This is a genomic window from Lacisediminihabitans sp., from assembly GCF_036569425.1.
Classification (GTDB): domain Bacteria; phylum Actinomycetota; class Actinomycetes; order Actinomycetales; family Microbacteriaceae; genus Lacisediminihabitans.
Window position 1 is genome coordinate 100,359 of the sequence record NZ_DATCQQ010000058.1, and the last position, 19,893, is coordinate 120,251.

18 protein-coding genes and 1 pseudogene are annotated in these 19,893 nt (G+C 69.1%); 15 read left to right on the forward strand and 4 right to left on the reverse strand.

The features are described 5' to 3' along the window. Positions 1-27 precede the first annotated feature (27 nt). On the reverse strand, positions 28-489 hold the full coding sequence (locus VIM54_RS09935; RefSeq protein WP_331900991.1) for a TetR/AcrR family transcriptional regulator C-terminal domain-containing protein: 462 nt from the start codon (positions 487-489) through the stop codon (positions 28-30). Between VIM54_RS09935 and VIM54_RS15945 the strand changes: the two are divergent. The 8 genes and pseudogenes from VIM54_RS15945 to VIM54_RS09970 all read left to right on the forward strand — a co-directional run. Beyond that, positions 401-613, forward strand: a pseudogene (locus tag VIM54_RS15945) (zinc-binding dehydrogenase); the annotation flags it as partial. The gene VIM54_RS09935 and the pseudogene VIM54_RS15945 overlap by 89 nt on opposite strands. 191 nt (positions 614-804) lie before the next feature. Further along, positions 805-924, forward strand: a complete 120-nt coding sequence (locus VIM54_RS15950; RefSeq protein WP_414673208.1) for a zinc-binding dehydrogenase — start codon at positions 805-807, stop codon at positions 922-924. A gap of 21 nt (positions 925-945) precedes the next feature. Further along, positions 946-1,911 (forward strand): alkaline phosphatase family protein, encoded by a 966-nt coding sequence (locus tag VIM54_RS09945; RefSeq protein ID WP_331900963.1) that lies wholly within the window; start codon positions 946-948, stop codon positions 1,909-1,911. A 141-nt stretch (positions 1,912-2,052) separates the two neighbouring features. Next, entirely contained in the window at positions 2,053-4,554 is a 2,502-nt protein-coding gene (locus VIM54_RS09950) for an HAD-IC family P-type ATPase (protein WP_331900964.1), read from the forward strand. Between the two features lie 71 nt (positions 4,555-4,625). Beyond that, positions 4,626-5,912, forward strand: coding sequence for an ATP-binding protein (locus VIM54_RS09955; protein WP_331900965.1), 1,287 nt, complete (start codon positions 4,626-4,628; stop codon positions 5,910-5,912). Continuing rightward, a complete protein-coding gene (locus VIM54_RS09960; protein ID WP_331900966.1) occupies positions 5,912-7,318 on the forward strand; it encodes a ferredoxin reductase family protein in 1,407 nt (468 codons plus the stop codon). The genes VIM54_RS09955 and VIM54_RS09960 overlap by 1 nt, the downstream gene beginning before the upstream one ends. 21 nt (positions 7,319-7,339) lie before the next feature. Next, a complete protein-coding gene (locus VIM54_RS09965; protein ID WP_331900967.1) occupies positions 7,340-7,819 on the forward strand; it encodes an FMN-binding protein in 480 nt (159 codons plus the stop codon). A gap of 198 nt (positions 7,820-8,017) precedes the next feature. Next, the gene (locus tag VIM54_RS09970) at positions 8,018-8,488 is read left to right on the forward strand and encodes an Hsp20/alpha crystallin family protein (RefSeq protein ID WP_331900968.1); all 471 of its coding nucleotides are present in this window, start codon (positions 8,018-8,020) and stop codon (positions 8,486-8,488) included. 167 nt (positions 8,489-8,655) lie between these two features. Here VIM54_RS09970 and VIM54_RS09975 read toward each other — a convergent pair whose 3' ends face one another. Then, positions 8,656-9,411 (reverse strand): SDR family oxidoreductase, encoded by a 756-nt coding sequence (locus VIM54_RS09975; protein WP_331900969.1) that lies wholly within the window; start codon positions 9,409-9,411, stop codon positions 8,656-8,658. Between the two features lie 175 nt (positions 9,412-9,586). Continuing rightward, positions 9,587-10,582, reverse strand: coding sequence for a LacI family DNA-binding transcriptional regulator (locus VIM54_RS09980; protein ID WP_331900971.1), 996 nt, complete (start codon positions 10,580-10,582; stop codon positions 9,587-9,589). Positions 10,583-10,754: 172 nt separating this feature from the next. Here VIM54_RS09980 and VIM54_RS09985 point away from each other — a divergent pair, with 172 nt between their 5' ends. The 5 genes from VIM54_RS09985 to VIM54_RS10005 all read left to right on the forward strand — a co-directional run bounded on the left by VIM54_RS09985 (position 10,755) and on the right by VIM54_RS10005 (position 15,564). Next, positions 10,755-11,861 carry a substrate-binding domain-containing protein gene (locus VIM54_RS09985; protein ID WP_331900973.1) on the forward strand — a complete coding sequence of 369 codons (1,107 nt, stop codon included), beginning with the start codon at positions 10,755-10,757 and terminating at the stop codon, positions 11,859-11,861. Positions 11,862-11,951: 90 nt separating this feature from the next. Then, positions 11,952-13,016 carry an ABC transporter permease gene (locus VIM54_RS09990; RefSeq protein ID WP_331900974.1) on the forward strand — a complete coding sequence of 355 codons (1,065 nt, stop codon included), beginning with the start codon at positions 11,952-11,954 and terminating at the stop codon, positions 13,014-13,016. Further along, positions 13,013-13,813 (forward strand): ATP-binding cassette domain-containing protein, encoded by an 801-nt coding sequence (locus VIM54_RS09995; RefSeq protein ID WP_331900975.1) that lies wholly within the window; start codon positions 13,013-13,015, stop codon positions 13,811-13,813. Before VIM54_RS09990 ends, VIM54_RS09995 begins: the two co-directional genes overlap by 4 nt. 24 nt (positions 13,814-13,837) lie before the next feature. Beyond that, on the forward strand, positions 13,838-14,602 hold the full coding sequence (locus VIM54_RS10000) for an antibiotic biosynthesis monooxygenase (protein WP_331900977.1): 765 nt from the start codon (positions 13,838-13,840) through the stop codon (positions 14,600-14,602). A gap of 104 nt (positions 14,603-14,706) precedes the next feature. Beyond that, positions 14,707-15,564, forward strand: a complete 858-nt coding sequence (locus VIM54_RS10005; protein WP_331900978.1) for a universal stress protein — start codon at positions 14,707-14,709, stop codon at positions 15,562-15,564. Between the two features lie 6 nt (positions 15,565-15,570). Here VIM54_RS10005 and VIM54_RS10010 read toward each other — a convergent pair whose 3' ends face one another. Continuing rightward, positions 15,571-17,037: an SDR family NAD(P)-dependent oxidoreductase gene (locus tag VIM54_RS10010; RefSeq protein WP_331900979.1), complete on the reverse strand. Its 1,467-nt coding sequence runs from the start codon at positions 17,035-17,037 to the stop codon at positions 15,571-15,573. A 280-nt stretch (positions 17,038-17,317) separates the two neighbouring features. On the opposite strand from VIM54_RS10010, the gene VIM54_RS10015 reads away from it, so the two are divergent. Together VIM54_RS10015 and VIM54_RS10020 are read left to right on the forward strand one after the other, a co-directional pair. Then, complete coding sequence (locus VIM54_RS10015) at positions 17,318-19,183, forward strand: hypothetical protein (RefSeq protein ID WP_331900981.1); 1,866 nt, start codon at positions 17,318-17,320, stop codon at positions 19,181-19,183. A gap of 58 nt (positions 19,184-19,241) precedes the next feature. After that, positions 19,242-19,893, forward strand: a 652-nt coding sequence (locus VIM54_RS10020) for a nucleoside hydrolase (RefSeq protein ID WP_331900983.1), incomplete at its 3' end; no start/stop codon positions are given.

Below are 19,893 nucleotides of genomic sequence, written 5' to 3' on the forward strand. Positions count from 1 at the left end.
GCCCGGTCAACGTCGTCCAGGTCGACATCAGCTGGGCTCTGGCGGCTCCCGATCGAGGGCTGCCTCCAGCCCGTCGAGGATGAGCCGGATTCCGAAATCGAACTCGTTGCCGCAGGCGTACCCCCGCTGCAGCACGAGCGTCACGGCCATCTCGGCGAGGCTCGGGTGGGCCTGCGTCATCTGCTGCTGGGCCATGATGTCTTCCGTCACCGCCCCGATGTCGCCGGTCGCATCGAGGGGCAGGGACGCCTCCTGCAGGGCGAAGCCGTGCACGTAGCTGTCGAGCAGCGACATGGCGTGGGCGGACATTGCGATGGAGAAGCCCGCGCCGCGCAGGCCCCCGATCACGGCGTCGTGGTACGTCAGCGTGGCCTGCGTGATTCGGGAGTCCATCAGGCTGATGGCCCACGGATGCCGCCCCAGGGCGGCGCGCGCCGAGTCCGCGCGTTCGCGCAGCGCCGTCTTCCATTCGGCATCGGGGGAGGGCAGCGCCCGGAACGCCGCCCTCGTGCGCCCGCTCGGCGCGGACCAGGTCGTCGACTACGGACGGGAGGACTTCACGGCGCTGGCCGGAGGCTACGACGTGATCTTCGACCTGATCGGCAACCATTCGCTGACGGCGCTGCGGCGCTCGCTCACCCCCGGCGGCACTCTCGTGCTCTCGAGCGGCACCGGGGGCCGCGTACTCGGTCCCCTGGGCCGCATCCTCGGTGCGCTGCTCCTCTCGCCGTTCGTCGGCCAGAACCTGCGCATCGTCGCGCCGACGCGGGGCGCCGCGAGTCTGGATGCGCGCTGCGCGACCTCATCGAATCCGGCGCAGTCCGCCCGGCCGTCGACCGCGTCTATCCGCTTGCCGAGACCGCGGAGGCCGTGCGGTACTTCGTCGAGGAGCACGCGCGGGGAAAGATCGTCATCACCCTGTGACCCGGCGATCTACCATGAGGGATGCTTCTTCGCGCAGCGGTCATGGCCTGTGTGCTTCTCGCGGTGGTCGCGGTGCTCACGGGGTGCACCGCGGCCGCACCGGTGCCCTCCGGCGGCTCGGCCCCGGCTCCGTCGGCCCCGTCGGCTCCGTCTGCTCCGTCTGCTCCGCCGGCGCCATCCGCGTCGTCGTCTCCCGGCGGGGTCACCAAGGTGCTCGTGATTGTCGTTGAGAACCACTCCTTCGACCAGATGAGGGCCCAGATGCCGTACACGTTCGGGCTGGCCACGACGTTCGGCTATGCGACCCGCTACACGGCGATCCGGCATCCGTCCCTGCCCAACTACGTCGCTCTCGTCGGCGGCCAAACCTACGGGATCGCCGACGACGGCGGCCCGTCGGCGAACGCGATCCGCTCCGGCATGTCGGTGTTCGGACAGGCCATTGCCGCAGGTCGCACGGCGGCGCTGTTCGCCGAGGGGATGCCGGGCAACTGCGCTCTCGCGAACGGCGGCGACCGCTACGTGGTCAAGCACAACCCGTGGGCGTATTTCGCCGCCGAACGGAGCCTCTGCACCCGCTTCGACGTACCGATCGAGAACCTGGCCGCGACAATCGCCACCGGCACGCTGCCCACCGTGGGGATGGTCGTGCCTAACCTCTGCAACGATGCCCACGATTGTCCGCTCGGCACGGCCGACGCCTGGATCAGGGGCTGGATGGAGAAGCTGTTCGCCGGCCCGGACTGGGCCTCGGGGCATCTCGCGGTGCTGATCACCGCCGACGAGAACGACGATTCGCCGGGCAACACGGTTCTGACCGTGGTCGTGCACCCGAGCCAGGCGGCGCACGTCGTGGCGACACCCCTCAGCCACTACTCGGTGACCCGGCTTCTCGAGGACGTCGCTGGGGCACCTCACCTGTTCGGCGCGGCCTCGGCGCCCTCCCTGTCGACGGCATTCGCGCTCCCGATCGGAGCCGCACACTAGGCGCGATGGGCTGCGGTCCACCCGCTGTCAAGTCCTTAGTCCCCTAGCGCTCGGCGCTCTCGCGCACCACACTGTGGAGAGGGACGGGCGGCCCATCGGTGGTCACAGTCTCCCCTGAGAATGCTGGGAGCACGGGATCGGATGCGCGAAACGACTGGCGAGGCTATCGTGCGAGCCGTCGGCGGCGCATCCGAGCCTGCGCTGGAACGGCTGCCCGCGCTCGACGACGCGATGCTCGCGGCGTCCGGTCTGGGCGCCGACCAGGTCAACGAGCGGATCGCTGCCGGACTCACCAACTACCAGCCGAGGCAGCCGAGCCGGAGCTTCTGGCACATTCTGCGCACCAACCTGCTCACCCTGCTCAACACGATCGTGATCGGCAGCGCCGTGCTTCTGCTCCTGCTCGGGCAGTGGCAGGATGCGCTGTTCGGGCTGGCCGCCCTCGGCAACGCGCTCATCGGCGTCGTACAGGAGTATCGCGCCAAGCGGGCACTCGACAGGCTCGCCCTGTTCGATGCGCCGCATGCCCGGGTGCTGAGGGCGGGAAAAGTGCGGGAGATCGCCGTGGCGGATGTCGTCATTGACGACGTCATCGTGTTGCACACCGGCGACCTGGTGCCGGCGGACGCGGTGGTGCTGCTCTCGGAGGGCCTGGAGATCGACGAGTCCCTGCTCACCGGGGAGTCCGCCCCGGTGGAGAAGCCGGCGAGAGACGACGTGTCTTCCGGGTCCACCGTCGTCGCCGGAAAGGGCAACGCGCGGGTGGTCCGAGTCGGGGCCGACTCGTTCGCGAGCCAGCTCACCGCCGACGTCAAGCGGTTCTCGCTCGTCAATTCCGAGCTGCGCAACTCGGTGAACCGGGTGCTCCGCTGGATCAGCGTCGCCCTGTTTCCGCTCATCGTCATCGTGATCAACGGGCAGATGCAGGCGGCGGGAGGCTGGGCCGAGGCGATCGCCTCCGGTGCCTGGCGGCACGCGTCGGTCGGTGCCATCGCGAGCGTCGTTGCCATGATCCCGCTCGGGCTGGTGCTCATGACCAGCATCGCCTTCGCGGCGGGGGCCGTGCGGCTGGGACGGCAGAGCGTGCTGATTCACGAGCTGGCGGCGGTGGAGGGCCTCGCCAGGGTGGATGTCGTCTGTTTCGACAAGACCGGCACGCTCACCGAGGGAGAGATCGTCTTCGACTCGGCGCACGAGTTCGAGACACCGGCGGGCTCGGACTGGCGCCAGGTGCTCGCCTGGTTCGCGGCCGACGAGAATGCGAACGCGACCACCCGATCCCTTCGCGCCGACTTTCCGCTCGCCGGCACGCTGCATCCATCTGCCACGGTGCCGTTCTCGTCGTCGAGGCGCTGGAGCGCCGTCACTTTCGACGGTGCGGCGGCGCAGGGGCTGTGGGTGCTCGGTTCCCCCGACGAGGTCGTGGGCGGACAGCTGGCCGAAAACCGGCCGGCGATGCAGCTGGCGGCCCGACTGGCCGCCACCGGCCACCGAACCCTCGTGCTCGCGCACTCCGTGCAGCCGATGACCGCGGAGCAGGCCGCTCACGACCTGCTTCCCGAGACGCTCCGGCCGGCGGTGATCGTGAGCCTGGGCGAGAAACTGAGACCCACCGCCGCGCGGACCCTCGCCTACCTCGTCGAGCAGGGTGTTGCCCTGAGGGTGCTCTCGGGCGACGACCCCCACACGGTGGCGGCCGTGGCCAGGCGGGCCGGCCTGAACTGGGAGGGGGACGGCTACGACGCCCGCAACCTGCCGCACGACCCGCAGCTGCTTGCGGCGATCATGGAGCGGTATTCGGTGTTCGGCCGGGTGACACCGAGCCAGAAGAAGCGCATGGTCATCGCCCTGCAGAGCAGCGGCCACGTGGTCGCGATGACCGGAGACGGCGTGAACGACGCCCCGGCGGTGAAGCAGGCCGACATCGGGATCGCGATGGGCTCCGGGTCGGCGGCCACCAGGGCGGTGTCGCGGATCGTGCTGCTCGACAGCGACTTCGCCCGTCTGCCGGGAATCATCAGGGAGGGGCGGCAGGTGATCGCCAACGTGGAGCGGGTCTCGATGCTGTTCCTCACCAAGACCGCATACGCCGTGCTGCTTTCCGTGGTGTTCGGGGCTCTCCTGTGGGAGTTCCCCTTCCTGCCCCGCCAGCTGTCCGCCTCCGACGGCCTCACCATCGGCATCCCGGCCTTCTTCCTCGCCCTGATGCCGAACTCGCGTCGGTACACACCTGGGTTTCTCAGGAGGTCGTTGGCGTTCGCGATCCCGTCCGGCGTCACCGTGGCACTGGTCGTCATCGCGGTGAACGTCTACGCGCGTGCCGCCGGCCGTTACTCCGCGGGCGCGGTGCACACCGGTTCGATGATCGCGCTGTCCCTGGTGGCACTGTGGGTTCTGCTCATCCTCGCCCGGCCGCTCAATATCAGGCGGGCCGCGCTGGTGCTGTCGATGTATGTGGGAGTGGCCGGAGTGATCATCGTGCCCTTCATCCGCGACTTCTTCGGCTTTGCGGTGCCGCCCGCGCCGTTGCTCGTGATGTCGTTGGCCGCCGCCGCAGTCGGGAGCATCGCGGTGGAAATCGTGCACCGCTACCTGGAGCGCCGTCGACCGGGCGGCCCAGGCGGTGCCTTCTGGAGCCAATAACCCGTCCGTCAAGCCCGCCGCGCCCATCTCACACTGTGGTGGACGGGTCGCCATCGAGAGAGAAGTGCAGAGTGCCATCATTTCGGATCCGCGATTTCCACGCCGACGACGTCGAAGGCATCCTGCACCTGTGGGAGGAGATGCGGGCGTCCCCTGCGGAGCCGGTCTACGGGCTGTCGGAGGTGCTCGCCTCCTGCCAGGAGGACCACGCGGTGGTCGCCGTGCACGACGATGCGGTGATCGGGGCTGCCGTGGGTCGCGCCGCGCACGCCCAGGGTTGGATCGTTTTCCTCTCCACGACCGAGGCCTGGCAGCAGCAGGGGGTCGGCCGTGCGCTGCTGGCGGCGCTGGAGCGGCAGATGGCCCCGCACGGGCTGTCCAAGCTCTCCGCCCTGCTGCCTGACACCGCCATGCGCGTGGACGCGTTCGTCGACCAGGGCTTCGAGATCAAGAAGAACCTGCGCTACTTCGAGCGGCAGATCCCCGTGCAGCGCAAGGAACTCGACGTGCTCGCCGAACTCGGCGGCCGGGTGCTGTCCCGTGGGCTGTGGGATGAGATCGGCGGCATGCAGAGAGAGAAGGAACTGCTCGAGAGGCGGCTGGTCATGCCGCTCGCCAAACCGGACCTGGCGGACAGCTTCGGCGTGGTGCCGCCGCGCGCGGTGATGCTGTTCGGACCGCCAGGAACCGGCAAGACGACCTTTGCGCGGGCCATCGCGTCGCGGCTCGAATGGTCGTTCATCGAGGTGTTCCCGTCCCGCCTCGCCGTGGACCCGAAGGGGCTCGCCGGAGCCCTTCGGGAGACCTTCCTCAAGATCGCGGACCTCGAGCACGCCGTCGTGTTCATCGACGAGGTGGAGGAGATCGCGGCCCAGCGAAGCGGCGAACCGCCCTCGCCGCTGCAGGGCGTCACCAACGAGCTCCTCAAGATCATCCCTGCCTTCCGCGACCAGCCGGACAGACTGCTCGTGTGCGCGACCAACTTCATCCGTGCCCTCGATTCGGCATTCCTCCGGCACGGGAGGTTCGATTACGTGATCCCGATCGGGCTGCCGGACGAGGCCGCCCGTCGCTCGATCTGGGAACGCTACATTCCCGAGGCCGCTGCGGGCTCCGTCGACCTCGAGTCGCTCGTCCGGCGCACGGACGGCTTCTCGCCCGCCGACATCGAGTTCGCGGCCCGCAAGGCATCCCAGGGGGCACTGGAGAAGGCGTTCTACCGAAGCGGCGCCGACGACGGAGCGACAGGCCCCGTCACCGAGGACTACCTCGAGGCGGTCGCTGCCACCCGCGCGACCGTGTCGCAGGATGTCGCCGACGAGTTTCTGCAGGACATCGAACTGTTGGCGAGGCTCTGATGTCCATCGACGACACCGCGGCGATCCGCCTGTCGACACCGCCACCGGACCACGAGGCGCGGTACAGGCGGCGGGCAAGAATCGGCGATGCGCTCGTGGTCGCGCTCTGGCTGTCGTCCGCGGTGGCGGTTGCGCTGTTCCTCGTGTCCGGCGGCACGGCTCGGTTCGGCTCGGTCGCCGATGCCGTGACGAGCGTCGGCATCATGACCGGCCTGGTGGGCACGAATCTCGTGCTCGCGATGTTCATCCTCGCCGCGCGGGTGCCATTCATCGACCGGGCGGTCGGCCACGATCGGGCCATCGCGGTGCACCGCTCGCTCGGCAAGCCCGCGTTCTCCCTGCTGCTGGCCCACGGGTTGATCCTGCTCGTCGGGTACGGACTGGCCTCCGGCATCAACCCGATCGCCGAGATCGGGCCGCTGCTCGCCATTCCCGACATGCCCCTCGCGATCGTGGGGATGGCTCTCCTGGTCGTGGTGGTGGTGACGTCGCTCGTCTCGGTGCGGCGGCGGTTCAGCTACGAGACGTGGCACCTCACCCATCTGCTGAGCTATGCCGCGGTCATCGCCTCCGTGCCGCACCAGCTGAGCATCGGCAGCGTCTTCTCGCCCTTCAGCTTCGAACGGGCATACTGGCTCGCGCTCTACGTTCTCGCCTTCGGCGCGATCCTCACCCATCGCCTGGTGGAGCCCCTCGCCTCGAGTCTGCGCCATCGACTGCGGGTCGGCCGGATCGAAACCGAGGCGCCGGGGGTCGTGTCCATCTACCTCATCGGCCGGCGGCTCCGTTCGCTCGAGTCGGCGGGCGGCCAGTTCTTCGTCTGGCGCTTCTGGACCCCCGGCACCTGGTGGCACTCCCACCCGATCTCGCTGTCCGCGGTGGCGACCGACACGGAGATGCGCATCACCGTGCGGGACCTCGGCGGGGGGAGCCGCAGCATCAGCGCGGTGCGGCCGGGCACCCGCGTCTGGTTCGAGGGACCGTATGGCGTGTTCACGGATGCGGGCCGCACGGCGGCGAGGCTCGCGATCGTGGTGGCGGGCATCGGCATCACCCCGGTGCGGGCCCTCCTCGAGGACTCGAAGTTGCGGCCGGGGGAGGCCACGATCCTGCTGCGCGCGTCGACGCTGGATGACACGTTCCTCTGGGGCGAGATACTCCAGCTCGCAGAGAGGAAGGGGGGCGAGGTGACGACGATGATCGGGCAGCGAGCCCGAACGGGGCCAGGCTGGATGACCCAGGCCGACGCCGACCGCGGTCTCACCATCCTCGGCCTGTTCCCCGACCTGCTCGAGAGTGATCTCTACCTGTGCGGGCCGACGCCGTGGCTCGACCTGGTCGAGGCCGAGGCGCGGGCAGCCGGAATTCCCGACCATCAGATCCACGCCGAACGGTTCGACTGGTGAGGGCGCGGGCGACCGCGGTGGGTGCGGTCGGCTCGATCGCGGTGCTCGCCGTCGCCTGGTAGGTCGGCCGCTGCTCGACGCCGGCCGGTAGGTCGGCCGCTGCTCGACGCCGGCCGGTCACCCAGCGGCGCATCGCCCAGCGGATCATCACCCAACGGCGCGGCCTCGCCGGCATCCTCGACCGCGGCCACCCCTGGCGCCTCCGCCCCGGCATCGCCGGCGACGGACGGTTCGTTCATCGGCGCGGTCGAGAACACCCGCTATGGCACGGTGCAGGTGAAGGTGGTGGTGGCCGGCGGAAAGATCACGGATGTCGTGGCGCTGCACCTCACCGACCAGGGCCGCAGGTCGGTGCAGCTGAGCAACTACGCGGCACCGATCCTGCGCTCCGCGGTGATCAGGTCGCAATCGGCCAAGGTCTCGAATGTGAGCGGGGCCACCTACACGAGCAAGGCCTACCTGCTCTCGGTGCAGTCGGCCCAGGACAAAGCCGGGTTCTAGGCACGCGCGCGATTTTGGACCCTTCGAGTGCCGACTTCCTCGTCGACGGCGGGATCATCAAGAGCCTGAGACGGCAGCCGGTGTGGCGGAAACTTCGGGCAGACCGTGTGACATAAGTCCCTGTCGTTGTGGGACAGCACGCGTATCGTTGAAGTGAGGGCCGTAGCGGGTGCGTGCCCAGGGGCGAAGGAGAGAATGATGGCCGTTTACGTGGACACTTTTCGCAACGTGGACGGGGTTCTCGCCCTTCAGTTCGACGGGCACGGCCACCCGTGGAGCGTGCCGACCACCGCTCTGCGGGAGGACGATCGAGTGATCATCTGCGCCGAGATCGCCGGTGTCGAGCGCGAATCCACCGAGGTCGACATCGACATTGCGGGGAAGTGCCTCACCATCCGGGTGAACGGATCGCGCGCCGACGCGGCGACTGCGCGCCGCCTCATCTCAGAGTGGGCCTCGGTGCCCGTGACGCCCGAACTCGGAGCGGCGGAAGCCCTCGACCTGGACGGGATGACCGCGAGCTACGAGGACGGTTCGCTGCGCATCGAGATCCCCGTTGTCAGCCGGCCAGTGAAGCGTCGCGTCTCCATGCCCAGAATCGCGGCGGTCGCCGCGGTCGGGGTGAGTCCGCTGTCGTTCAACGCCGTCTCGCCGTTCCCCCGCCGCTGACCGACCACTGCCCCTTTCCGAAATCCATGCATTTCTCGGTGGTGCCCGGCGTGTCTGTGTAATATCGGGCGTGTCGGGCCCGGATTGCATGGATTTCGGAACGCGAAATTCGGAACGCGAAATTCGATCCACGGCCGCGAGCCGCCGAGGCCGCGCGGGACGCGCCGTTACGCCTTGGGGCCGCCGGCCGCGTAGACGACCTGCCCGGAGACGAAGCCCGCCTCCTCCGAACAGAAGAACGAGGCGAGCGCGGCGATGTCTTCCGGCTGGCCGACGCGGCGTACCGGGATCTCCTTCGCCGCCTCGCCGAGGAAATGCTCGAAGCTCACCCCGAGCCGCTCCGCGGTGCCACGCAGCATGTCGGTGGCGATGAACCCGGGCGCGATTGCATTGGCCGTGATGCCGAACGGACCGAGTTCGATCGCGACCGACTTGGTGAAGCCCTGGATGCCGGCCTTCGCCGCCGCGTAGTTCGCCTGGCCCCGGTTGCCGAGCGCCGACGTGCTGGAGAGGCTCACGATGCGGCCCCACTTCGCCTCGACCTGATGCTTCTGCACCGCGCGGGTCATCAGGAACGCGCCCCGCAGGTGCACGGCCATCACCGAATCCCAGTCGTCTTCCGTCATCCTGAAGAGGAGGTTGTCGCGCAGGATGCCGGCGTTGTTGATGAGCACCGTCGGCGCGCCGAGTTCGCCCCGCGTGCGCTCGACGGCTCTCTCGACGTCGGCCAGGTCGGAGACGTCGGCGCCGATGCCGATCGCCTTCCCGCCCGCGGCGACGATGGACGCCACGGTTTCGGCGGTGTCCGGCTCCCGGAGGTCGATCACCGCGATGTCGAGGCCGTCGGCCGACAGTCGCTTCGCGATCGCCGCCCCGATGCCCCGTGCTGCTCCGGTGACGATGGCGACGCGGTTCCCGGTCATGGCGTGCTTCCTCTCGATGGTTCGTGCCACCATGATCGCCGAAGCGGCGCGGCAGCGCGAACGGCGGGGCGAACGGCAGCGCGAACGGCAGCGCGAACGGCAGCGCAAACGGCAGCGCAAACGGCAGCGCGAACGGCGGGGCGGACGCCGATGGGCGTGGGCCGACCCGGCGACGTCAGGACGGGCGGATCTCGCCGGAGCCGCGCACGATGAGGGTGGTGGGCACGACGGTCGTGCTCGGCGCAGTACGGTCCCCGTCGAGCCTGGCGAACATCCGCTCGACCGCCAGCTCGCCGATGCGGCGCGGGTTCTGCGCGACCACGGTGATGGCCGGCTCGAGCAGGTCGCTCAGCTCGACGTCGTCGAAGCCGACGAGCGCGATCCGGTGTTGCAGTCCGAGGCGCCGGAGGGCACGGATCGCGCCCACGGTGACGAGGTTCTGGCTGCTGAAGATCGCCGTCGGGGGGTGTTCGCCCAGCACGAGCCTGGTGACCGCCTCGAAGGCGGCCTCCTCGCTGTGCAGGTCTTCCATCTGGGCGATGTCGCCGGTGGGGATGCCCGCCCGGCCGATCTCCTCCTGGAATCCTCGGCGTCGTTCGCGCGCGGTCTGCAAGGCGTGGGAGTCTCCGACGTATGCAATGCTCCGGTGACCGTGTTCGAGGAGATGCCGGGTGGCCGTCGCTGCGCCGATGGCGTTGTCGCTCACCACGGCGTCCGCGTCGATTCCGACCGGGGCGCGGTCGACGAACACGAGCGGGGTCCCGTGGCTCTGCTCCGGAAGCAGGTAGCCCTGGCTGCTCGTGGCGGTGGTGAGGATCAGGCCGTCGACGCGCCTCCGGAGGAAGGCGGTGACGCTGAGGCGCTCCCGCTCCGGATTGTCGTCCATGCTGGACGCGAAGACGGCGATGCCGCGTTCGATGGCGGCGTCTTCGACCGCCCGGTGCATGGCGCCGGAGAACGGGTTCGCGACGCTGCCGACGAGGAGCCCCAGGGTGCGGCTCCGGCGGTCGAGTCGCTTCAGGTTGCCGGCGTGCACATCCAGCTGGTAGTTCAGTTGCGCTGCCGCCTGGTTGACCCGTGCGGCCGTGGCCGCTGAGACGTTCGCCTCGCCGTTCATGACGCGGGACACGGTCTTGATGCCGACCCCGGCAAGCGCGGCGACATGCCTCATCGTTGGGCGGCGGGGTGCCGGTGCTTGTTCGATTGACGAACTTGACATCGTTGTCACGGATCGGTCTCCATTTCGGCGCTGAGCTTGACTATATAGGTAAAGATGCCCTAGACATAGTTCCGACACCGTTGTCAGGCACCCGCAGTGCCTCCTACCCAAGAGGGAAGTTTCAATGTCGAATCACACCGCAAACACCGTCAGGGCGAAGCGTCTCCTCGCCCTCGGTTCCATCGCCGCCATTGCGGCACTCGGCCTGGCCGGCTGTTCGTCCACCACCTCGGGCGGATCTGGCTCGTCGGGCAAGGTGGGCGTCGCGCTCATCGTCAAGACCACGACCAACCCGTTCTTCGTCGCCATGGAGGACGCGGCAAAGGCCGCCGCCTCGAAGGACAACGTTCAGTTGACCCTCGCCGCCGGCAAGAAGGATGGTGACGCGGCAACCCAGATCCAGGCGATCGAGGACTCGATCTCCCGCGGTGACAAGGGCATCCTGATCACCCCGACCGACTCCACCGTGAACAGCGCCATCACCAAGGCCCGCAAGGCCGGCCTCGTCGTGATCGCGCTCGACACCCCGCCGGACCCCGCAAACACCGTCGACGTCACATACGCGACCGACAACTTCGCCGCCGGCCTCGCCATCGGCAAGTGGACCGCCGCGCAGCTCGACGGGAAGAAGGCCGTGATCGGCCTGGTCGACCTCTTCAGCAACCAGGTGGCATCCGTGGACTACAACCGCGACCAGGGCTTCCTCACCGGCATGGGAATCGACGTCAAGGACAAGACCAAGAACGGCGACGAGGACAAGACCGGCAAGTACACCGGCGGCAAGGGCGGCGACTACGTGATCGCCGGCAACCAGGCCTCCAACGGCGACGAGGCCGACGGTCGCACCGCGATGGAGACGCTGCTCTCCAAGAACCCGAACATCAACGTGGTGTACGCGATCAACGAGCCGGCCGCCTACGGCGCGTACCAGGCGCTCAAGGCCGCCGGCAAGGAGAAGGACACGCTCATCGTGGCCATCGACGGCGGCTGCACGGGTGTGAAGGAAGTCACCGACGGCATCATCGGGGCGACGAGCCAGCAGTACCCGTCGAAGATGGCCTCGCTCGGCATGGAGGCCATCGTCAAGCTCGCCAAGACCGGCACGAAGCCGACCGTCTCGGCGGGTCTCGACTTCTTCAACACCGGATCCCAGCTGGTGACGGACAAGCCGGTCGACGGGCTTACGAGCATCACGAGCGCCGACGCAACCAAGATCTGCTGGGGCAAGTAACACCCTCGATATCACCGGGCTGGGCATGCGTTGCGAGCATGCCCAGCCCGCCCTATGGTGAGTGCAAGAACAAAGAAGTTCGGAGACAAAGTGACCACGAATACCTCGCAGTCCAGAACACCCGCTGGCGCCGGTCCTGAGGGTGGGGGAGTCGATCTCGCCACGGAATTCCTCGACCGGAGCACGCCGCTCAGCCGGATCCGCAACCTGCTCCACCGGTATCCCGCCCTCAGCCCGGGAATCGTGCTCGTCGTGGCCGTCGTCGTCTTCGGCGTGATCAGCCCGCGGTTCTTCCTGGCCAACAACCTCTCGCTGATCACCCAGCAGGTCGCGGTCGTGGGAACCCTCGCGATCGCCCAGACCCTCGTGATCCTGACCGCGGGCATCGACCTGTCGGTCGGGGCCATCATGGTGCTCTCGTCCATGGTGATCGCGCAGACGGCGAGCCAAAACCACGTGCCGGCGGCGCTCGCGCTCGTGCTCGGCCTGCTCGTCGGCCTCGCCGCCGGGGCGCTCAACGGTGTGCTCGTGACCCGACTGAAGCTCCCACCGTTCATCGTGACGCTGGGCACCCTCAACATCTTCCTCGCGCTCACGCTGCTCTACTCGAACAGCGCGTCGGTCATCGGACAGAACATCCCCCCGCTGATCACGTCGACCGGGGCCACCTTCAACGTCGGCGGCATCGGCATCACCTACGGCGTCGTCGCCATGCTCGTGCTCTACATCGTGATGGCCTTCATCATGGGCAAGACCGCGTGGGGCAGGCACGTCTACGCGGTGGGGGACGACAAGGAGTCGGCACGACTGGCCGGTATCCGGGTCAACCGGGTGCTCCTGAGCGTCTACGTCGCCGCCGGCGCCATCCTGGCCATCGGGGCCTGGATCCAGATCGGCCGCGCGGATGCGGCAAGTCCCAACGCGGGAAACGACCTCAACCTCGACTCCATCACCGCCGTCGTGATCGGCGGCACGAGCCTCTTCGGCGGCCGCGGCACCATCTGGGGATCTCTGCTTGGAGCCCTCATCGTCGGCGTGTTCCGCAACGGTCTCGCCCTCGCCGGCCTCGATGTGCTCTACCAGACGCTCGCCGTCGGAGTGCTCATCATCGTCGCAGTCTCGCTCGACCAGTGGATCCGAAAGGTACGCAAATGACTCTCTCCGAAGACACCCGCCCGGCGTCCACGCTTCCATACACGCAGCCGGTGCTGAAGGCGACCGGTCTCGTCAAGACCTACGGACGGGTCGTTGGACTCGACGGCGTCGACCTCGAGCTCTACCAGGGCGAGGTGCTCGCCGTGATCGGCGACAACGGCGCAGGCAAGTCCACGCTGATCAAGTGCCTCACCGGGGCCGAGATCCCCGACGAGGGCCAGCTTCACCTGCAGGGCAACCCCGTTCACTTCAAGCGGCCCCAGGATGCCAAGCTCCACGGAATCGAGACGGTCTACCAGGGCCTCGCCGTCTCTCCGGCACTCGACATCGCGTCCAACCTGTATCTGGGTCGCGAACTGCGCAAGCCGGGCATTCTCGGCAGCGTCTTCCGCATGATGGACACGAAGACGATGAGGTTGAACTCCAAGCAGGAGCTCGACCGGCTCGGAATTTCGACGCTCCAGGACGTCACGGTCGCGATCGAGAACCTGTCGGGTGGCCAGCGCCAAGCGGTCGCGGTGGCGCGAGCCGCTGCCTTCGGGTCCAAGGTCGTCGTGCTCGACGAGCCCACCGCGGCGCTCGGAGTTCGCGAGTCGAACCAGGTGCTTGAGCTGATCCGTCGGCTTCGTGACCAGGGCATCCCGGTGATCCTGGTAAGCCACAACATGCCGCAGGTGTTCGACGTCGCCGACCGCATCCACATCCAGCGGCTGGGCAAGCGCGCGGCGGTCATCACGCCGCAGTCGCACACCATGACCGAGGCCGTCGCGATCATGACGGGTGCGGCGACCGCGTAACGCGGTCGCCCTGAATCCCGGGCGATGAAGTCGTTGTATGCCGAGTTCACGGCGCTGGACGGAGCCGCGGACCTGGTCGAGCAATTGCTGACGACGCTCGCGGATGCGGTGCGCCGGGAGCCAGGAAACCTCGTCTTCGACGCCTATCGCAAGTCGGACGATCCGCAGGCCTTCTTCGTGTACGAGATCTACGCGGATGAGGACGCCTTCCGCTCCCATCTGGACCAGGAGCACGGGCGCGTCTTCAACGAACGACTAGCCGGACTCGTGCAGGGGGGAAGGTCGAGACTCACCTGGCTGACCCCCGTTGCCGACGTCGGGGGTCCCGCCGGAACCGTCACCACGCCGGAGCCGGTGAACAAGAGCGAAACCAAGGACGACCCGGCGACGAGCCCGTACGCGATCTGGTCGGCATCCTCGTCCTACCTGCAGGGCACCAAGATCGTCTGGCACCGCAATGTCTACCAGGCGAAGTGGTGGACCCGCGGCGACCTGCCAGACAACCCGGTGCTCAACGAGTGGGAGACCCCGTGGACGCTCGTGGGCCCCGTGCTCAAGGGCGAGAAGCCGATCCCGGTGCCGACCCTCGCGCCGGGCACGTACCCGGACTGGTCGGGAGCTGCCCAGTACGACAAGGGCACGCGCGTGCTATTCGACGACGTGCCGTTCGAGGCGAAGTGGTGGAACCAGGGCGAGAGCCCGGAGGCCGCGTCGTCGAACCCCGACAGCTCGGCCTGGGTTCCGCTGACGGTCGCACAGATCAAGGAGATCGCCGCTACGACGAAATAGCCCGGGACCTTCGGCCCTGCGGCCAGGACCCGACCCAGCCACTCTGGTGATGGAGCCACCCGTCCCGCCCGGACGGGTGGCTTCCTGACCGGAGGGATGCGCCGATGGACGAGAAGACCGTCGTGGGCTGGAACGACTCGCTGCACGCGCGCGTGGCCCTCGAGTGGGCCGTGGCCCGCGAACGGTCCCGCAAGGGCCGGCTTCGCATCGTGCGCGTCGTCGACGATTCGGCGGGGGACTACGACGCGTCGTCGCTGCAGGACGCGCTCACGGAGGCGAAGAACGACGTCAAGGCCGAGGTGGCACGCATCGCGCAGGCCGCGCCCGAGGTGGAGGTGAAGGGCGAGGTCGTGCACGGCGAGCCGGCGAGGGAGCTCGGCCGGTTCTCGAACCCGAAGACGCTCTTGACAGTGGGAACGCGGGAGCGGGGCGGTCCGAGCGCCCGCTTCGCGTGGTCGATCGGCGCGAGGCTCGGCGGCGTCGCCCGCGGGCCGATCGCGATCATCCCGACCGAGGTCGACGACACTCGCACGGGAGTGGTGGTGGGGGTGGACGAGACCGCGACGTCGAAGGCCGCGGCCGGCGTCGCGGCGGCGGAAGCCACGCGGCTCGGCGGCGAGCTCACTGTCGTTCACGTGTGGACGGATCCGCCGGTCTGGCAGGACGCTTATGTTCCGGACGACGAGTTCATCGGCTGGCTCGAACGCCAGCACGGTGAGGTGCTCGATGCGGCGATCGCGGAGATAGCGAAGGCGAACCCCGGCCTGCCGATTCGGCGTGTGCTGGCCCGCAACGCCTTGCCGGCCTGGGAACTGCGCGAGGAGTCGCGGGGTGCGGCCATGCTCGTGCTCGGAAACCGTGGCCGGCGGGGGCTCACCCGCCTGCTGCTCGGTTCGGTGAGCCACACGATCGTGCTCAACATCGAGGTGCCGACGATCATCGTGGGGCGCAGCGGCAGCTGAGGCGCGCTACCAGGCGGCGGGCTCGTAGTCCTTGAGGAAGACGCCGCTGATGTCTTCGCCGAACTCGCCCCGCACGATGGGGTCGTAGACGCGCGCGGCACCGTCCACGAGGTCGAGCGGGGCGTGGAAGCCCTCTTCGGCGAGCCGCACCTTCGTCGGGTGCGGTCGCTCATCCGTGATCCAGCCGGTGTCGACGCTCGTCATGAGGATGCCGTCGCTCTCGAGCATCTCCTTCGCGCTCGTGCGGGTGAGCATGTTGAGCGCCGCCTTGGCCATGTTGGTGTGCGGATGCCCCGGTCCCTTGTAGCCGCGCCCGAACTGGCCCTCCATGGCGGAGACGTTCACGACGTATTTGCGACGGGCGGGAGAGGCGGCCAGCGCCGGCCGCAGTCGCGACACGAGGAGGAACGGCGCCGTCACGTTGGCGAGCTGAACCTCGAGCATCTCGAGCGGGTCGACCTCGTGCACGAACTGGGTCCAGCTGTTCTGGTCGTGGTGGTCCGGCACCAGGCCGCCCGCGTCGATCGCCGTGCCGGCCGCGAGTCGGGCGAGCGACGACGAACCGGCCGCGAGGGCGAGCTCGGTGAGTTCTGCCGCCGAAAGACCGCCGGCATTGGCGAGGATGGGGTGCGAGCCGACCGAGGCCGCGAGCGCCTGCGGGTGGGCGTCGTTCGTGTGCCCGAAGGTGAGCAGCTCGGGGAGCGGTCCGTCCGGCAGCGGGGCCGATTCGGCATCCGCGAGCGGCGCGTACGAGCCGGGGGAGCGGCGCACGGTCTGGGCCGCGTTGTTGATGAGGATGTCGAGCGGGCCGGCCTCGATCATGGCGTCGGTGAGGCCGATCACCTGGGCCGGGTCGCGCAGGTCGATGCCGACCACGCGCAGGCGGTGCAGCCAGTCGCGGGAGTCGGGCAGCGAGGCGAACCGGCGAACGGCGTCGCGCGGGAAGCGGGTCGTGATGGTGGTGTGCGCCCCGTCGCGCAGCAGTCGCAGGGCGATGTACATGCCGATCTTCGCGCGGCCACCGGTGAGCAGGGCCGAGCGACCGGTGAGGTCCGTTCGAGCGTCGCGCTTGGCGTGGTTGATCGCCGCGCAGTCCGGGCAGAGCTGGTGGTAGAAGGCATCCACCTGCGTGTAGTGCTTCTTGCAGATGTAGCAGGGGCGCGACTTCAGCAGGGTTCCCGCCGTGGGGGCGGCGACGGTGATCGCGAGTGGGATGCCGCGGGTCTCGTCGTCGATGCGGTCGGGCGCCCCGGTGGCGGTGTTGGCCACCACGGCCCGGTCGGCATCCGCGATCTCCGCCCGCTTCTCGAGCCGACGATTCTTCTTCACCGACTTGAACATGCGCGCGGTGGCCTGGCGCACGGCGATGAAGTCGGGATGCTCCTCGTCGATCGTGTCCATCGTCGCGAGCACGCGCAACGTCACCTCGAGGTCGGAGGGGGGAATGTTGCTGGGCGGGAGGGAGTCACTCATGGGCTCAGGAAAGTCTACGGCCGGATGCCGACCCATCCCGGCTGCCGACCTCTCCGGCTGCCGCCCTCTCCGGCTGCCGACCTCTCCGGCTGCCGCTCCCAGTCGGGTCGGATGGCCGCTCTGCCGACATCAGACCGGCCATTCGACCCGTCTCGGCGGCGATATAGCGAGGCAGGAGTCCGGGATACCGCGGCGTGCCGCCCGCTCGGTAGGCTGTGCTCACGATTTCGCACCGTCGCGGAACCGACATCGCGCAATACCTCGGCAGGGGAGGTGCCAGTTGGCCGACCGCGTCCCGTCCTTCGTGGAGGTGGTGGTGGTGCACGGGATGGGGCACCAGCGTTCGAGCGAGACCCTCCTCGAGTGGGCGGAGCCGCTCATCGAACGCATCCAGTGGCTCGCCGGCACGGCACCAGAGAATCAGGTGACCTTCGGCCGAGTGAGGGCCGACTCGAGCGACGTGAACGAATACGTCTCCGGGCGGGTGCTCTACACCGACCTGGACGGCCGGGAGCGTGATCTCGCCTTCGGCATCCGCGAGGCCCGCTGGGCGGACGCCTTCCTGCCGATGAAGCCGAGCCAGGTCTTCTCGTGGGGAGTCGACTTCCTCTGGCACACGACCCTTCGGCTCGGCACCTATTTCGCTCGAGTGCTGCGGCTCGGGGCGTGGCAGCTGGCGGAGCTCCGCCCCCCGCCGACCCCGCCGGCGATGCGGGCAATTCTGCTCGTGCCGCTGGGCCTCACCCTCGCCCTGGCCTGGCTGGCCGTGTCCGTCATGTGGGTGCTCGTGCTCGCCATCTCCCTGCTCGTGGCCGCCCTGCTGCCGGCGCTCAGCATCCTGCTGATCTTCCCCATCTTCCAGAACCTCCTGCAGCGGATCGTCGACGGGCTGGTGGAATTCGTCGGGGACGTGGCCGTCTGGACGAAGCGCCCGGTGCGGGCCGCGGCGATGCGGGGCGTCGTGCGCGAGAGCCTCCGGGAGGCCAGGGCGTCGCTGGATGCCGCGGCGGCCGGCCCCGCCGCCCGGACGAAACTCGTGGTGCTGGCGCACTCGCAGGGCGCGGCGATCACCGCCGACACGCTCTTCGACGCCCTGAACGACGAGCCGCTGCCCCATGTTGACGCGTTCGTGAGCGTGGGCGCGGTGATCACTCTGCTGGGGGCGTCCCGCTGGCCGGACGGGGTGCGCGGCACGGTCGTGCGGGCGGTGAACGGTGCGCCACGGATGGCCCTGGTGCCTGAGTTCAACCCGGTGGCGGCCTGGGCATCCGCCACTCCGCCGACCCGGTGGCTCAACTTCTGGGCGATCTGGGACCCGTTCTCGGCGGGCCCGGTCTCCACGAGCAGCGCGGCTCGGATCGAACGGTGGCGGCAGAGCTACCGCTGGAAGGTGCTCCCCGGTCTTCGACTGACGGAAGACGTGGGGGTGACCGGCAGCGCGTCCGGGCCAGAGGAGCACCCGGTGCACAACACGGCCCTGCCGTTCACCGACCACCAGTCGTACTCGTCCAACATCCCGCAGGTGATCGACCCGGTGGCGCGCCTGCTGCTCGACCTCGAACCGTCGTCGAGCACGCGCACCGCCGACGGCGCCGACGTCACGCTCGCAGCCCCGGACTTCGCCGGCCGGCAGGCGGAACGGCTGCGCAACACCCTGCACGTGCGCGGCATCAAGGCGCTCGGGCTGCACCGGCTGCTCGTGCTCGCGGTCGCTGTCGCCGCGGTCGTGCTGCCGGTGCCCGCCGAGGTGATCCGCACCGTGGCGACCCGGGTCCTCGCGTTCCTCTTCGCGGCAGACGCGACGACGGGGTGGCTGGGTTGGCTCGGGCAGCAGTCCTGGCTCGCCACCGCGGTGATCGTGGCGGGGGTGGCGATCATCGGGCTCTGGGCCAACGCCCGGCTCTGGCGGTACCACCGGCGCAAGATCACCTGGCGCCAGGACGGCGAGCTCGCCGGGGTGCGCTGGATCGGCGGGCTGGTGCTGCGGACCGTGCTCGTCGCGGCCCTGTGGTGGCTGCTGGTGGTGGCGGCGACAGGCGCGGTCAACCCGTGGCTGGCGATCGTGGCCGCCCTGGTCGGCATCGCCCTCGTGATCGCCCCCCTCCTCGGCCTGCGGCCCCTCGTCGTGCCCGAGCATCGCGGCTAGCCCGATCTCCGCCGGTCGGATCGTCCCCGTCGCCCGCGCAATGTGGCACGGTTGACCCATGGCAAAGAAAATTCTGCTCGACTGCGACCCCGGACTGGATGACGCGCTCGCCCTGTTGCTGGCGCACGGGGATCCGAACCTCGAGCTGGTGGGAGTGACCACCGTCGGTGGCAACGTCTCTCTCGAGCGGACCACCGCGAACGCGCTCGCCCTGCGCGAGTACCTCGGCTTCGGGAATGTGCCGGTCGCGGCCGGAGCGGGAAAGCCGCTCGTGGGCGACGTGCGCGAGGCCAGCCATGTGCACGGGGAGACCGGTCTCGGATCCGTCGCCCTGCCGGTCGCCACCCTTCCGGGGAGCGAGCTGCACGCCGTGGACTTCATCATCGAGACGCTGCGGGCCGCGCCCGGAGCCGTGCACCTCGTGGCCACCGGTCCGCTCACCAACATCGCACTCGCCCTCGAGAAGGAGCCGGCGATCGCCCGCTGGGCGGCATCCATCACGATCATGGGCGGCTCGTTCACGCGCGGCAACGCGACTCCGGCCGCCGAGTTCAACATCTACGCCGACCCGGAGGCCGCCCGCGTGGTGTTCGACGGCGACTGGCAGGTGGTGATGGTGGGCCTCGACCTCACCCACCAGGCCCTCGCGAACGGCCCGGTCGTCGAACGGCTCGCACGGCTCGGCACGCTCGCCCACGAACTCATCCTGC

Excerpts from the sequence above, each read along its gene's own strand:
- VIM54_RS09945 (WP_331900963.1), top strand. The coding sequence starts at position 946 with ATGCTTCTTCGCGCAGCGGTCATGGCCTGTGTGCTTCTCGCGGTGGTC.
- VIM54_RS09950 (WP_331900964.1), top strand. The coding sequence starts at position 2,053 with ATGCGCGAAACGACTGGCGAGGCTATCGTGCGAGCCGTCGGCGGCGCA.
- VIM54_RS09960 (WP_331900966.1), top strand. The coding sequence starts at position 5,912 with ATGTCCATCGACGACACCGCGGCGATCCGCCTGTCGACACCGCCACCG.
- VIM54_RS09970 (WP_331900968.1), top strand. The coding sequence starts at position 8,018 with ATGGCCGTTTACGTGGACACTTTTCGCAACGTGGACGGGGTTCTCGCC.
- VIM54_RS09975 (WP_331900969.1), bottom strand. The coding sequence starts at position 9,411 with ATGACCGGGAACCGCGTCGCCATCGTCACCGGAGCAGCACGGGGCATC.
- VIM54_RS09980 (WP_331900971.1), bottom strand. The coding sequence starts at position 10,582 with ATGAGGCATGTCGCCGCGCTTGCCGGGGTCGGCATCAAGACCGTGTCC.
- VIM54_RS09985 (WP_331900973.1), top strand. The coding sequence starts at position 10,755 with ATGTCGAATCACACCGCAAACACCGTCAGGGCGAAGCGTCTCCTCGCC.
- VIM54_RS09995 (WP_331900975.1), top strand. The coding sequence starts at position 13,013 with ATGACTCTCTCCGAAGACACCCGCCCGGCGTCCACGCTTCCATACACG.
- VIM54_RS10000 (WP_331900977.1), top strand. The coding sequence starts at position 13,838 with ATGAAGTCGTTGTATGCCGAGTTCACGGCGCTGGACGGAGCCGCGGAC.
- VIM54_RS10005 (WP_331900978.1), top strand. The coding sequence starts at position 14,707 with ATGGACGAGAAGACCGTCGTGGGCTGGAACGACTCGCTGCACGCGCGC.
- VIM54_RS10010 (WP_331900979.1), bottom strand. The coding sequence starts at position 17,037 with ATGAGTGACTCCCTCCCGCCCAGCAACATTCCCCCCTCCGACCTCGAG.